12 protein-coding genes are annotated in these 14,137 nt (G+C 64.2%); 10 read left to right on the forward strand and 2 right to left on the reverse strand.

Annotated elements, in window-relative coordinates; all coding sequences use genetic code 11:
- From ACVWY0_RS20500 to ACVWY0_RS20520, 5 genes are all read left to right on the forward strand, one after another.
- Nucleotides 1–1,053, forward strand: a 1,053-nt coding sequence (locus ACVWY0_RS20500) for an AMP-binding protein (RefSeq protein ID WP_485838326.1), incomplete at its 5' end; no start/stop codon positions are given.
- Between the two features lie 209 nt (nt 1,054–1,262).
- Nucleotides 1,263–2,573, forward strand: a complete 1,311-nt coding sequence (locus ACVWY0_RS20505) for an ABC transporter substrate-binding protein (RefSeq protein WP_485838327.1) — start codon at nt 1,263–1,265, stop codon at nt 2,571–2,573.
- A 129-nt stretch (nt 2,574–2,702) separates the two neighbouring features.
- The gene (locus tag ACVWY0_RS20510; RefSeq protein WP_485838328.1) at nt 2,703–3,674 is read left to right on the forward strand and encodes a carbohydrate ABC transporter permease; all 972 of its coding nucleotides are present in this window, start codon (nt 2,703–2,705) and stop codon (nt 3,672–3,674) included.
- Nucleotides 3,671–4,585 carry a carbohydrate ABC transporter permease gene (locus ACVWY0_RS20515; protein WP_485838329.1) on the forward strand — a complete coding sequence of 305 codons (915 nt, stop codon included), beginning with the start codon at nt 3,671–3,673 and terminating at the stop codon, nt 4,583–4,585. Before ACVWY0_RS20510 ends, ACVWY0_RS20515 begins: the two co-directional genes overlap by 4 nt.
- 57 nt (nt 4,586–4,642) lie before the next feature.
- Nucleotides 4,643–5,446, forward strand: a complete 804-nt coding sequence (locus tag ACVWY0_RS20520) for a DeoR/GlpR family DNA-binding transcription regulator (RefSeq protein ID WP_485838330.1) — start codon at nt 4,643–4,645, stop codon at nt 5,444–5,446.
- Nucleotide 5,447: 1 nt separating this feature from the next.
- Here the strand turns inward: ACVWY0_RS20520 and ACVWY0_RS20525 are convergent, their stop codons facing one another.
- Together ACVWY0_RS20525 and ACVWY0_RS20530 are read right to left on the reverse strand one after the other, a co-directional pair.
- Nucleotides 5,448–6,467, reverse strand: coding sequence for a LacI family DNA-binding transcriptional regulator (locus ACVWY0_RS20525; protein ID WP_485838331.1), 1,020 nt, complete (start codon nt 6,465–6,467; stop codon nt 5,448–5,450).
- Nucleotides 6,468–6,484: 17 nt separating this feature from the next.
- Nucleotides 6,485–7,684, reverse strand: a complete 1,200-nt coding sequence (locus ACVWY0_RS20530; RefSeq protein WP_485838332.1) for a Gfo/Idh/MocA family protein — start codon at nt 7,682–7,684, stop codon at nt 6,485–6,487.
- Nucleotides 7,685–7,897: 213 nt separating this feature from the next.
- On the opposite strand from ACVWY0_RS20530, the gene ACVWY0_RS20535 reads away from it, so the two are divergent.
- The 5 genes from ACVWY0_RS20535 to aroQ all read left to right on the forward strand — a co-directional run bounded on the left by ACVWY0_RS20535 (nt 7,898) and on the right by aroQ (nt 14,112).
- Nucleotides 7,898–8,863 (forward strand): carbohydrate ABC transporter permease, encoded by a 966-nt coding sequence (locus tag ACVWY0_RS20535; protein WP_485838333.1) that lies wholly within the window; start codon nt 7,898–7,900, stop codon nt 8,861–8,863.
- A 10-nt stretch (nt 8,864–8,873) separates the two neighbouring features.
- Entirely contained in the window at nt 8,874–9,818 is a 945-nt protein-coding gene (locus ACVWY0_RS20540) for a carbohydrate ABC transporter permease (protein ID WP_485838334.1), read from the forward strand.
- A 45-nt stretch (nt 9,819–9,863) separates the two neighbouring features.
- Entirely contained in the window at nt 9,864–11,207 is a 1,344-nt protein-coding gene (locus ACVWY0_RS20545; protein WP_485838335.1) for an ABC transporter substrate-binding protein, read from the forward strand.
- Between the two features lie 96 nt (nt 11,208–11,303).
- Nucleotides 11,304–13,508, forward strand: a complete 2,205-nt coding sequence (locus ACVWY0_RS20550) for an alpha-galactosidase (RefSeq protein ID WP_485838336.1) — start codon at nt 11,304–11,306, stop codon at nt 13,506–13,508.
- A 124-nt stretch (nt 13,509–13,632) separates the two neighbouring features.
- Nucleotides 13,633–14,112, forward strand: a complete 480-nt coding sequence (aroQ, locus tag ACVWY0_RS20555) for a type II 3-dehydroquinate dehydratase (RefSeq protein ID WP_485838337.1) — start codon at nt 13,633–13,635, stop codon at nt 14,110–14,112.
- Nucleotides 14,113–14,137: the final 25 nt, after the last annotated feature.

The raw sequence follows: 14,137 nt of genomic DNA on the forward strand, positions 1-14,137 counted from the left end.
GAAACGGATGTCTACTGGTGCACGGCCGACGTCGGCTGGGTCACCGGCCACACGTACGTCGCCTACGCGCCGCTCATCAACGGCGCCACCCAGGTGATGTACGAAGGCACCCCGGATTCCCCGCACCAGGGCCGCTGGTGGGAGATCATCGAGAAGTACAAGGTCTCCATCCTCTACACCGCCCCCACGGCCATCCGGACCTTCATGAAGTGGGGACGGGACATCCCGGACAAGTACGACCTGTCCTCCCTCCGGGTTCTTGGTTCCGTGGGCGAATCCATCAACCCGGAAGCCTGGATGTGGTACCGCGATGTCATCGGCGGCAACAAAGCACCGATCGTTGACACCTGGTGGCAGACCGAAACCGGCGCCCAGATGATCGCCCCGCTGCCCGGCGTCACCGCCACGAAGCCCGGCTCGGCCCAGACCCCGCTGCCCGGCATCGCGGTGGACGTCGTCGATGAGCAGGGCGAATCCGTGCCGGACGGCCACGGCGGCTTCCTGGTGATCCGCGAGCCCTGGCCCGCCATGCTCCGCGGCATCTGGGGCGACCCCGAACGGTTCAAGGAAACCTACTGGTCCCGCTTCGAAGGTATGTACTTCGCCGGCGACGGCGCCAAAAAGGACGAGGACGGCGACATCTGGCTCCTGGGCCGCGTGGATGACGTTATGAACATCTCCGGGCACCGGCTCTCCACCACCGAGATCGAATCTGCCCTGGTCAGCCACCCCTCCGTGGCCGAAGCCGCCGTCGTGGGCGCCGCCGACGAGACCACCGGCCAGGCCGTCGTCGCGTTCGTCATCCTGCGCGGGGACGCCGTGGACTCCGGCGTCGCCACCATCCAGGAACTCCGCAACCACGTCGGCAAGGAAATCGGGCCCATCGCCAAGCCCAAAACCATCCTCGTGGTCCCGGAACTGCCCAAAACCCGCTCGGGCAAGATCGTCCGCCGCCTCCTCAAGGACGTCGCCGAGGGCCGCGAAGTAGGCGACGCCACCACCCTGGCCGACACCACAGTGATGCAGCAGATCGCGCAGTCGCTCAGAAAGTAACAGCTGCCTCACGACTCAGTCCGACGCTATCGAGTGGCCCCGATTTTCTCGTCCCCATGGGAAAATCGGGGCCACTCCCTGTTTGGGACGATTCAAAAAAATCGAAGCCAAAAATGTTATTTGCCGTTCTTCCATGTTCTGTTTTGAACGTTTATAGTCAGATGCAATGTGAGGTGTCTCACATGCGGCTATTTTTCAAGGGAGAGAACATGGCTTCACAGTTTGATGCGTCTGCAACTGCTTTTCCCAGCAGGCGGAGCATCCTCAAGACCGTTGGCGTAGGCGCGGCAGGCCTGGCCGGCATTCCATTCCTCGCAGCCTGCACGGGCGGAAGTGCGCCGTCCGCCACGGGTTCCGACTCCGCCGGCCTTACCTTCGGTTCCGGGTCCTCCGATGACGTCCCCAAGCGGGCGTACCAGGCTGTCACCGACGCCTTCACGGCCAAGTCCGGCAAGAAGGTCACCACGAACGTGGTGCCCCACAATGATTTCCAGAACAAGATTAATTCGTACCTGCAGGGCTCCCCGGACGATACGTTCACTTGGTTCGCCGGTTACCGCATGCAGTACTACGCAGGCAAAGGGCTCCTTGCGCCCATCGATGACGTCTGGGAAACCATCGGTGGCAACTACTCCGATGCGCTGAAGAAAGCTTCCACCGGACCGGACGGCAAGATGTACTTCGTACCCAACTACAACTACCCGTGGGGGTTCTTCTACCGGAAGAGCCTCTGGGCCGAAAAGGGGTACGAGGTGCCGGAGACCTTTGACGCCCTCAAGGCTCTCGCTACGAAGATGCAGGCAGATGGCATCATTCCCATCGGCTTCGCCGACAAGGACGGCTGGCCGGCCATGGGCACCTTCGACTACATGAACATGCGGCTCAACGGCTACCAGTTCCATGTGGACCTGTGCGCACACAAGGAATCCTGGGACCAGCAAAAGGTCAGCGCGGTCTTTGACACCTGGGCGGCGCTCCTTCCCTTCCAGGATCCGGGAGCTCTCGGCCAGACCTGGCAGGACGCCGCCAAGGCGCTGGAAGCCAAGAAGACCGGCATGTACCTGCTGGGTTCCTTCGTCACCCAGCAATTCACCGACCCGGCGGTGCTGGCGGACATCGATTTCTTCGCCTTTCCGGAGATCGCCATGGAAGGCCGCGACGCCGTCGAAGCCCCCATTGACGGCCTCCTGCTGTCCAAAAAGGGCGGGGAGAACAAGGCGGCCCGCGACTTCATGGCGTTCCTCGGCACCGCTGATGCCCAGGACGCCTACGCCGCCGTGGATGCGTCCAACATCGCCACCGCCAAGGGCACGGACACGTCCAAGTTCAGCCCGCTCAACAAGAAGTGTGCGGACACCATCGCGGACGCGAAGTACATCAGCCAGTTCTTCGACCGCGACGCCCTGCCGGCCATGGCCAACAACGTGATGATCCCGGCCCTGCAGAGCTTCATCAAGGACGGCAAAATGGATGTCAAAAACCTTGAGGCCCAGGCCAAGACGCTCTACGCCGCGCAGTAGTCCAGGGCAGCACTTCCAGCCCTGTCAGCGCCGTTTCCAAGGCGACCAGCCAGAACGGAACGACGGCGGCGCAGGCTCCCGCCGCCGTCGTTCCCTTCCAGCGTCCCCACCAATAGAGGGAAGACTTCCATGAGCAGCACCGCACAAGAACTGATACCGCCGGAAGCGCGGGAGCCCGGCGGCGGCCGTATCCGGCGGGCCAGAGGCGGGCGGGTCCGCCGCCTGACCGGGCGAGACAAAGTGGTCCTGTCGCTGATGGTGGGGATCCCCACCCTGATCGAACTGACCCTGGTCTGGCTGCCGACGCTGATGTCCGTGGGGCTCAGCTTCAGCCGGTGGAACGGCCTGGACCTGGCCGACATACGCCCCGCCGGCACGGCGAACTACCAGTACATCACCCAGGACTACCCGCCCTTTTGGCCGGCGGTGCAGCACAACCTGCTGTGGCTCCTGTTCCTGGCCCTGATTGCCACACCGCTGGGCCTGCTGCTCGCCGTGCTGCTGGACCAGAACATCAGGGGCAGCAAGATTTACCAGAGCATCTTCTTCGCACCCGTGATGTTGTCACTGGCCCTGATCGGCATCATCTGGCAGCTCTTTTACCAGCGCGACAACGGACTCCTGAACTTCCTCCTGGGCACCGCCGGGACACCCCAGGCCGTTGACTGGTTCGGGGACTCCTCCGTGAACATCTGGGCCGCCATGATCGCGGCGACGTGGCGGCATGCCGGCTACGTCATGCTCCTGTACCTGGCCGGGCTGAAGGGCGTGGACCCGACCCTCAAGGAAGCCGCCGCCATCGACGGAGCCAACGCAGGGCAGACCTTCTTCCGCGTGGTGTTCCCGGCCATGCGCCCCATCAATATCGTCATCGTGGTGATCACCATCATCGAATCGCTGCGCGCCTTTGACGTGGTTTACGTCATCAACCGCGGAACCAACGGCCTGGAAATGCTCAGCGCCCTGGTGATCCAGAACCTCGTGGGCGAAGGCCAGGTGATCGGCGTCGGCTCCGCACTGGCAGTGGTGCTGCTGGTCATCTCCCTTGTTCCCATCGTCTTCTACCTCAGCCGCACCTTCGGCAAGGAGAACAAAGCATGAGCACCACCACAGCCCGCACCGGCCGGACTCCCGCCGCAGCGGCGCCCCGCTCCGGCAGCAGGCCCAAGCGCCACTACGGGACCCATATCTTCCTGGCCGTCATGGCGGTGATGTGGCTGATCCCGCTGGGTTGGTCGCTTTTCACCGCCCTCCGTCCGGTGGCCTCGACGAACCAGTACGGCTATTTCAGCTTTGCCGGCGACTTCAACTTCGACAACTTCGCCCAGGCCTGGACCCAGGGCGGGTTTTCCACGTACTTCTGGAACTCGGTCATCATCACCGTCCCGGCTGTGCTGCTGACCCTGTTCCTTGCCTCCCTCATGGCCTTCGCCGTCAGCCGGGTGAGCTGGAAGTTCAACATCACGCTGCTCATCATGTTCACCGCCGGCAACCTGCTTCCCCCGCAGGTCCTCGCCGCCCCGCTGTTCGAGATGGCAAAGCACTTCGAAGTGCCGTACTCGTTCAGCGATTCCGGAAACATGCTGAACACCTACATCATTGTGATCGCGGTCAATACCGCCTTCCAGATGGGTTTCTGCACCTTCGTGCTGTCCAACTACATGAAGGCGCTCTCCGCGGACTTGACCGAGGCCGCCCTGGTGGACGGAGCCGGCATCTGGCGGCAGTACCGGGAGATCATCATGCCACTCTGCCGGCCGGCGTTCGCCGCACTCGGCACGCTCCAGGTCATCTTCATCTACAACGACTACTTCTGGCCCCTCATCTTCATCCAGAGCGGCAACCGGCTTCCGATCACCACGGCCATCAACAACCTGCAGGGCGAATTCCTGAACAACTACAACCTCCTGGCCGCCGGTGCAGTCATCACTGTCATTCCCACGCTGGTGATCTACCTGCTCCTGCAGCGGCAGTTTGTTGCGGGGCTGACTCTTGGTTCAAGCAAGGGGTAGACCATCATGGAACGTGACGGGGATATCACTCCCCCGCCTCAGCACGAAAGGAATTCCATGCTCCCCGCAGCACGCCACCAGGCAATCGTGGACGCCGTCCAGCGCGAACGGGTTGTTCGCGTCTCGGACCTCGCCCAGCAACTGGGTGTTTCGCTGATGACTGTCCGCCGGGATATCGAGCTGCTGGAGGAGGGCGGCAAACTGGAGCGTATCCACGGCGGCGCCAAGCTCCCCGGCGATGCCAGCACCCACGAGCCAGGCTTCGAACTTAAGTCCACGCAGCTGACAGCGGAGAAGCGTGCCATCGCGCTGGAGGCTGCCGGCCTGGTGTATGAGGGCATGGCCGTTGGTCTGAGCGCCGGCACCACCACGTGGGCCCTCGCCAAGGAGCTGGTGAACGGTCCGCGGATCACGGTGGTCACCAATTCCGTGCGCATCGCTGACCTCTTCCACCACGCTGCCTCCGGCGGCGCTGCCCGCTTCCCATCAACCGTGATCCTGATCGGCGGCGAGCGGACGCCGTCGGACGCTTTGGTAGGTCCCATCGCGACGGCCGCGTTGAAGCAGCTGCACCTGGACGTGCTGTTCATGGGTGTGCACGGTATGGACGCCGACGCCGGCTTCACCACGCCCAACCTGTTGGAGGCGGAGACTGACCGGGCGTTCGTCGCCGCCACCCGGAAAACCGTAGTCCTGGCCGATCACACCAAGTGGGGGCTGCTGGGCATCAGCACCATCGCCCCCTTGGACGCGGCCGATGAGGTCATCAGCGACGCCGGACTGGGCCCAGAAGCCCACCGCATCCTCGGCCAGCGCGTGGGCAAAGTCCGGATCGCGGGGCAGCGAACCAAAAGCCCTTGATTCAGGGGCAGCCGCAGGACTGGCGGACGTGGAGCTTCGTGGGGAACATCTGCTGCTGCGGTGCGGCCTTGCGACGCGCAGCCAGGATGCCTTCGACGGCGGCCGCGGCCATCTCCCGGACCGGCTGATCCACGGTGGTCAGCGCCGGCCACGTGTACTCCGCCTCGGCGGAGCCGTCGAAGGAGGTCACCGCGATCTCTCCGGGGACTGCGACACCTGCCTCATGGAGCGCGCGGAGGATGCCGACCGCCTGCATGTCCGAGCTCGCGAAAATCGCCGTGGGCCGATTCGAAGCGGCCAGGAGCCGTTTGCCCGCTTCGTAGCCACCGGACCGGGTGAAGGGGCTGCGTGCGATCGGCCCCTCAGGGAGGCCAGCCTCCGCAAGCGCCTTCAGCCAACCGAGTTCGCGCCCGTCAACGTCATTCCCCACGTTGGTGCCCATGGCCAGGCCGACGTTGGTATGACCGTGCCCCAGGAGGTGCTCCACGGCGATCTGTGCCCCGGCCAGGAGGTCCACACCGATGCTGTTGACGCCCGCCACCTCACGGTCCTGGTTGAGCAGGACCCACGGAATATCGGCCTTCTCGAGGTCTTCCAGGTCCGGTTGGAACAGGACGCTGGCGAGTAATACGCCGTCCACCTGCCGCGCTGCCAGGTTCCTGACGTTCCGGCGTTCCTTGGCTATGTTGCCGTCGGAGTTGGTCAGCAGCAGCGCGTAGCCCCGCTCGGCCGCCGCGTCCTCCACAGCATGCGCGAGGAGCGAGAAGAAAGGGTTCGAGTTGTCGGGCACGATCAGCCCAAGTGTCTCGCTGGATCCCAACTTGAGGGCCCTGGCCGCCGCGTTGGGGCGGTAGCCCAGGACGCGGATGGCGTCCTGGACCTTCGCTTCCGTTGCGGGGGCCACTTTCTTGGGCCCGCCGTTGACCACGTAGCTGACGACGGCGGTGCTGACGCCCGCATACCGGGCAACGTCCTTGCGGGTCACCGGGCTGCGGGGGGCCTGCACTGCTGGAGTCGTCATGTTGTACATGCTAGCTATCAGATCCCCGGGGCATCGCCGAAGTCGCGGATGGGCAGCCGCTCCCCGCCGCTTAGGGCGGACTGGTGGGCCACGATGCCGGGCAGCGTGAACCGGGCGGCAACCCAGGCGTTGACCGGCGGCAGCGTGCCGTTGTTGACCGCTGTCACGAAGTCGTCCACCAGGAAGTGGTGGCTGCCCTCATGGCCGTTGGGTGCTCCGCGGAACTCCTCGGGGAGGCGATCCGCATCATGAACAGGCGAGAGCCCGGAGACGAAGGCGTCCCTCAGCTCCGGTGCCACGTTGGCCAGTGACGGGTCATCCAGGGACATGCTGGGCCGTGTTTCCAGCTGCTCGGAAATGTCGTGGACGCTCTCCTTATCCTGCCAGACCGTGACATTTGCGAGCTGTTCAAAGCTCGCTTCCGTCCCGAAGAACCGGAACCGGGACTCCCTGATGTGTGAGGGGTAGCCCACGCGGCGCATCTCGTTGGTGCGCATGACGCCGCCGTCGTTGAGTTCAAAAAGGGCCGTGGCATTCGAGAAGTCATTGCCGAACATGCTGACGTCCTTGTCAAAGACGCCGTCGTTGCGGTCATCCTTGACTCCGACGCAGCTGACGCTGACGGCATGGGCGGGGACGGCACCCAACACTCCCCCGACGGCGTGCGTGGGGTACAGCATCGGCGGGTAGCTGGCGGTTTCCTTCCAGCGCTCACCGCCGCTGTACTGGTAGGCATCGTAGAAACCCAGGTCCATGTCGTGGACGTAGTCACCTTCGGTGTAGAAGATCCGCCCGAAGCGGCCGGCGGCATGCTGCTTGCGTGCGTAGACGGTGGCAGGGTTGTAATAGCTGGTTTCCCCCATCATGTAGACCTTTCCGGTCTCGTGCACGGCATCGATGATGCGGGCGATCTCTTCCTCGGAAACGGCCATTGGGACGGCTGAGTAGACGTGCTTGCCGGCGCGGAGTGCCTGCTCCACCAGCGGTCCGTGTGTCCAGCGCTGGGTGAAGATGGCCACGGCGTCGACGTCGGATTCCAATAGTTCCTTAAAGCTCGCCTTCACACCGGCGAGGTGCAGGCGGTCCGCCGCTTCGGCTGCACGCAGTGAAACTTCATCCACGACATACACGGAGCTAACACCGGGGTGGAGATTGAAAAGGTGAGCGAACTGGCCGCCAAACTGGCCAACTCCTACTACGCCGATTGAAAACGTCATTGTTTGCCTTCCCTAGATGCTGTGCGGGAGCGCCGGGCAAGCGCTGTCCATCAGGATTCTCAGTGTTTCACTCGAATCTACTCGAGTCAATAGCCTAGCGACTGGATGAATCCCTTCAAATGCAACATAAAATCTAACACTTGCCAGCTTCAATCTACTCGTGTAGATTCCTCATCAGTTGTTACCCACATCACAGTCAGGAAAGGGTCGAAGATGACCACCCTTACCAAGCAGCAACGGGACCCGGCAGGCCGGGCAGCACGGTCCAAGACAGGAAATACCGGGAGTACCCGGAAGAAGAGCCGCACGCACCGGATGGGCGATCTGAGGATCGCGATGGTGTTTATCTTCCCGGCGATGATCGGGTTCGTGGCATTTTTCCTGATCCCCACGATCCGGGGTGTTTACCTCAGCTTTACCGAATACAGCATCCTGGGCGATCCCACCTGGATCGGGATCAAGAACTACACCGCGATTTTCGCTGACGAACTGTTCTGGAACGCCATGAGCGTGACCCTGCAGTATGTGGCGCTGAACATCGGTTTCCAGACCGTCATTGCCCTTGGCCTGGCGCTGCTGATGCACCGGGTCGCGAAGTCCACGTTCATCCGGGGAGCGCTGCTGCTGCCGTTTTTGGTGGCCAACGTGATTGTCGCCCTCCTCTGGTTCTGGATGCTCGACTACCAGCTGGGCATCGTCAACGAAATCATCAGCTGGCTGGGCGGCCCCCGGATCGCGTTCTTCGGGAGCGAGCAATGGGCCATTCCCACCATTGCATTCGTCAACGTGTGGCGCCATATGGGCTACACCGCCCTGCTGATCTTCGCCGGCCTGCAGTCGATCCCCAGCCACGTCTACGAGGTCGCCTCCCTGGACGGGGCGTCCCCCACCCGGACGTTCTGGTCCATCACCATGCCGCTGCTGCGCCCGGTCCTGGTCCTGGTCCTGGTGGTCACCGTCATCGGGTCCTTCCAGGTCTTTGACACCGTGGCCGTCACCACCGCCGGCGGCCCCATCAACGCCTCCCGCGTGATCCAGATGTACATCTACCAAAAAGCCTTCACCGAGTCGGACTTCGGGTACGCCTCCGCACTGTCCGTCATTCTCTTCGTCATTCTCGCCCTGGTCGCCTTCATCCAAATGAAGTTCCTCAAGGGCAACGAATCGGACCTGGACTAAGGACCCCGCCATGACTACCACGACCCCGTCCCGCCACGACCCGGCCGCCCCCGCCCTCACCGCCATCATCAAGCCCCGCAAGCCGTTCAACTGGCGACGCGCCGGGGCCTGGACCCTGGTGGCCATCGCGCTGGTGGTCACCATCGCCCCGTTCCTGTGGATGCTCCGCACCGCCCTCTCCAGCAACCATTCGCTCGCCGCAAACGCCGGCAACCTCCTGCCCGCCGACTTCAGCTGGGGCGCCTTCAAACGCGTCCTTGGCTTGCAAACCCCTGAAGAAGCCATCGCAGAGGGCGGATCCGGTGCGGCCATCAACTTCTGGCTGTATCTGCGCAGCTCCATCATCGTCTCCACCCTTATCACCGCCGGACAGGTGTTCTTCAGCTCCATGGCCGCCTACGCCTTTTCCCGGCTGCGCTGGCCAGGCCGGGAGAAAGTGTTCGCCCTCTTCCTGGCCACCATGATGGTCCCGCCGATCTTCACCGCCCTGCCCAATTTCCTGATGATCAAAAACCTCGGGCTCCTGAACACCTACGCCGGCATCATCCTGCCTTTCCTGTTCATGACCCCCTTCGCGGTCTTCTTCCTGCGCCAGTTTTTCCTCTCCATGTCCCGGGAAGTCGAGGAAGCGGCCATGCTCGACGGCGCCAGCAAGTTCCGCATCTTCTTCAAGATCGTGCTGCCCAACGCCGGCGCCCCCATGGCCACCTTGGCCCTGCTGACCTTCATCGGCACCTGGAACGAATACTTCTGGCCACTGCTCGTAGGCCAGGACGAATCCGTCCGGGTCCTCACCGTCGGCCTGGGCGTCTTCAGATCCCAGTCCCCGCAAGGCGCCCCGGACTGGTCCGGCCTGATGGCCGCGACCCTCATCGCCGCCCTGCCCGTCCTGATCCTCTTCATCGCCTTCGGCAAAAAAGTAGTGAACTCCATCGGCTTCTCCGGCATCAAATAACCCCTCACTTCACTCCTCCCCCGTAACACCCTCGAAAGGTCCACCATGAAAAAAACCCTTGGCATCGCCGCTGCTGCTGCTGCTGCCATCGCCCTGTCCCTCTCCGCCTGCGGCGCACCCGCCCCGACCTCCACCGAGGCCAAAGGCGAGATCAACTACTGGCTCTGGGACGCCAACCAGCTCCCCGCCTACCAGCAGTGCGCCGACGACTTCACCAAGGCCAACCCGGACATCAAGGTCAAAGTCACCCAGCGCGGCTGGGACGACTACTGGACCACCCTGACCAACGGCTTCGTCGCCGGCACCGCGCCGGACGTCTTCACCGACCACCTGGCCAAATACCCCGAGTTCGCCTCCAAGAAGCAGCTCCTCGCCCTGGACGACGCCGTCAAGACCGACAAACTCGACCTGGACATCTACAACAAGGGCCTCGCGGATCTGTGGGTCACCGAAGATGGCAAACGCTACGGCCTGCCCAAGGACTGGGACACCGTCGCGATGTTCTACAACAAGAAGCTCGTCGCTGATGCCGGCTACACGGAAGAGCAGCTCAAGGGCCTTGACTGGAACCCATCCGACGGCGGCAGCTACGAAAAGGCCATCGCGCACCTGACCGTGGACAAGAACGGTGTCCGCGGCGACGAGTCCGGCTTCGACAAGAACAACGTGAATGTCTACGGCCTGGGCCTGGAAAACTCCGGTGGCGGGGATGGCCAGACCCAGTGGAGCTTCCTCAGTGCCACCATGGGTTGGACCCACACGGACAAGAACCCGTGGGGCACCAAGTTCAACTACGACGATCCCAAGTTCCAGGAAACCATTGCCTGGTGGGCCGGCCTCGCAGACAAGGGCTACATGCCCAAACTTGAAACCACTGTGGGTGCCAGCGCGTCTGATAACTACGGAGCGGGCAAAGCCGCCATCAACACCAGCGGGTCGTGGATGATCGGCCAATACACCACCTACCAGGGCGTGGAAACCGGCATCGCCCCCACCCCTAAGGGACCGGACGGCAAACGCGCATCCATGTTCAACGGCCTGGCCGACTCCATCTGGGCAGGCACCAAAAACCCGGCAGCCTCGGTCAAGTGGGTTGAGTACCTTGCCTCCGCCAAATGCCAGGACGTAGTGGCGTCCAAGGCAGTCGTGTTCCCCGCCATCGGCTCCTCTTCCGAGCTCGCCGCCAAGGCGTTCGAGGCCAAGGGCATTGACGTCACCGCCTTCACCACCCACGTCAAGGACGACACCACGTTCCTGTTCCCCATCATGGACAAGTCCGCCAAGGTCACCGGCATCATGAAACCGGCAATGGACGCAGTCCTCTCCGGCAAGAAGCCGGTCAGCTCCCTCAGCGATGCCAACGAACAGGTCAACGCCCTCTTCAAGTAGGCCACCAGCTTGACCGGCTGTGCGCCGCGGGCATTGTGTTCCCGCGGCGCACAGCCTAGTTTTTTCTTACTCCCACCCTTTAGAAGGACAGTATTCATGGACCCCCTGCATCTCCGTTCCGCCGGCACCAGTCTGGTGATGAGCTTCGACAGCGGGGAGGCCGAGGTCATCCACTGGGGCGCGGATCTTGGCAGCACCCTGCCGGACCTCGCCATTTTGGGCGAACCCATCCCCCACTCCGCCATCGACGCCAACGTGCCCGCCGGCCTCCTGCCACAGGCATCGTCCAGCTGGCGCGGCCGTCCCGCCCTCCGCGGCCACCGCATCGCCGACGGCGTACCCGGCCTTGACTTCTCGGCCCGCCTCCGCACGGTGACAGCGAGCGTCGAAGGCAACTCCGCCGTCATCGTCCAGACTGATTCCGACGCCGGCCTCACCGTCTCGTCCGCACTGACACTGCACGACGGCGGCCTGCTGGAACTGCGCCACACCCTCACCAACGACGGCGCCACGCCCTACCAGCTCGACGAGCTGGCCACCGTCCTCCCGGTGGCGCCCGACGCCGTCGAACTTCTTGACCTGACCGGCCGCTGGTGCCGGGAACGCCACCCGCAGCGCCGCCCCATCCAGCAGGGCACCTGGGTCCGCACCGGCCGGCACGGCCGCACCGGGCACGATTCCTCGCTGCTCTTCGCCGCCGGCACCGCCGGGTTCGGCAACCGCCACGGGAAGGTCTGGGCCACGCACCTGGCCTGGAGCGGCAACCACGAACAGTTCGCCGACAGCATCGGCGACGGCCGCACCATGATCGGCGGCTCCGAGCTCCTGGGCCCGGCCGAGGTCATCCTCGCACCCGGCGCCAGCTACACCACGCCGGCGCTGTTCGCCGCGTACTCGGACCGCGGCCTGGACGGCATCAGCGAGGCGTTCTACAGCTGGTTCCGGTCCCGCCCCCACCACGTGCTGCCCTCGGCCGCCACGGGCCTGCCTTCCGGAAAGCCGCGCCCGGTGGTCCTGAACACCTGGGAAGCGGTCTATTTCGACCACAACCTGGCCACCCTGATCGAGCTGGCCGACTCCGCCGCGGATCTCGGCGTGGAACGTTTTGTGCTCGACGACGGCTGGTTCCGCGGCCGCCGCGACGACCACGCCGGCCTGGGCGATTGGTACGTCGACGAATCCCTATGGCCTGACGGGCTCACGCCCCTGATCGACGCCGTGACCTCCCGCGGGATGGAATTCGGGCTCTGGGTGGAACCGGAAATGGTCAACCTGGACTCCGACATTGCCCGCGCCCACCCCGACTGGATCGTTGGTCCGTCCGTCCAGAGCTACAAGGACGGCGGCCGCCTGCCGCTTGAATGGCGGAACCAGCATGTGATCGACCTCGTGAACCCGGACGCGTGGCAGTACATTTTCGACCGCGTGGACTCCCTGCTGCGCGAGAACAACATCAGCTACCTCAAGTGGGACCAGAACCGGGACCAGTTGGAGCACGGCCACGCCGGCCGCTCCTCGGTCCACGAACAGACCCTGGCCGCCTACCGGCTCTTTGACGAACTCAAGAAGTCCCACCCCGGCGTCGAAATTGAAAGCTGCTCCTCCGGCGGCGCCAGGGTTGACCTGGGCATCCTGGAACGCACCGACCGCATCTGGGCCTCAGACTGCAACGACGCCCTCGAACGGCAGACCATCCAGCGCTGGACCGGGCTGGTGGTCCCGCCGGAGCTGGTGGGCGGTCACGTCGGCCCCACCACCTCGCACACCACGGCCCGCACGCACGATCTGTCCTTCCGCGCCATCACAGCACTGTTCGGCCACTTCGGCATGGAGTGGGATGTCCGCGGGGTCCAGGGCGCCGAGCGCGAGGAACTCAAGCGCTTCATCGCCCTCTACAAGGAACACCGCGGCCTGATCCACTCCGGGCGCATGGTCCGCGCGGACATGTCCGACGATTCCCTGATGCTGCACGGCGTGGTGGCTTCCGGCATCGGTCCGGCAGGCTCTGCACCAGGCACGACGGCGGCGCTGTTCGCCCTGGTCAGCACCGGCACCGCGTTTGCGGAGCAGACCGGCCGGATCACCATCCCGGGCCTGGACGCGGACCGGGACTACCGGGTGGAAGCCATCTTCCCGGCGCCCGGAGACGCCGACTACGCCCACACGTTCACCCAGGTCCAGCCCCCGGCCTGGCTGGCGGACGGTGCCGTGGCCGGCGGCCGCTTCCTGGCCGAAGTGGGCCTGCCGATGCCCATCCTCAACCCGGAACACGCCCTGGTCCTGAGGTTCACGGCACTCTAGGGTCCCTTGCGACGGATTCTGCACCATCATTTCTTGTTTCGAAGTCCACGGCCCCCGGAAATCCGGCCACGTGGAATGTCCCGGGCCGAATGATGGTGCAGAATCCGACAGGTAGATTGGAGCCATGACTGACCTTTCCTCCCCTGACTCCGCATCTGCCTCCGCTGCCGGGCGCGGCACGATCCTTGTGATCAACGGCCCCAACCTCAACCTGCTGGGCACCCGTGAGCCGGAGAAGTACGGCACCTCCACTCTCGCGGACGTGGAACAGCTGGCAGCCACTGCGGCGCAGGCCCACGGCTTCACGGTGGAGTGTGTCCAGTCCAACCATGAGGGGGTGCTCCTGGACGTCATCCACGCAGCCCGCAGCACCGCCGTCGGCATAGTGCTGAACGCCGGCGCCTTCACGCACACCTCTGTGGCCCTGCGTGACGCTCTGGCAGCGGTGCAGCTTCCCGCCGTCGAGGTCCACATCACCAACGTGCACCAGCGCGAGGAATTCCGGCACCACTCGTTCCTGTCCCCGGTGTGCGCCGCGGTGATCGTGGGAGCTGGCGTGTTCGGCTACAAGCTGGCCATCGACTACCTGGCCGAAGCGCTGTAGCCCGGCGCTGAGCGGCTCAGACTCG

It is taken from the genome of Arthrobacter sp. UYNi723, from assembly GCF_054057635.1.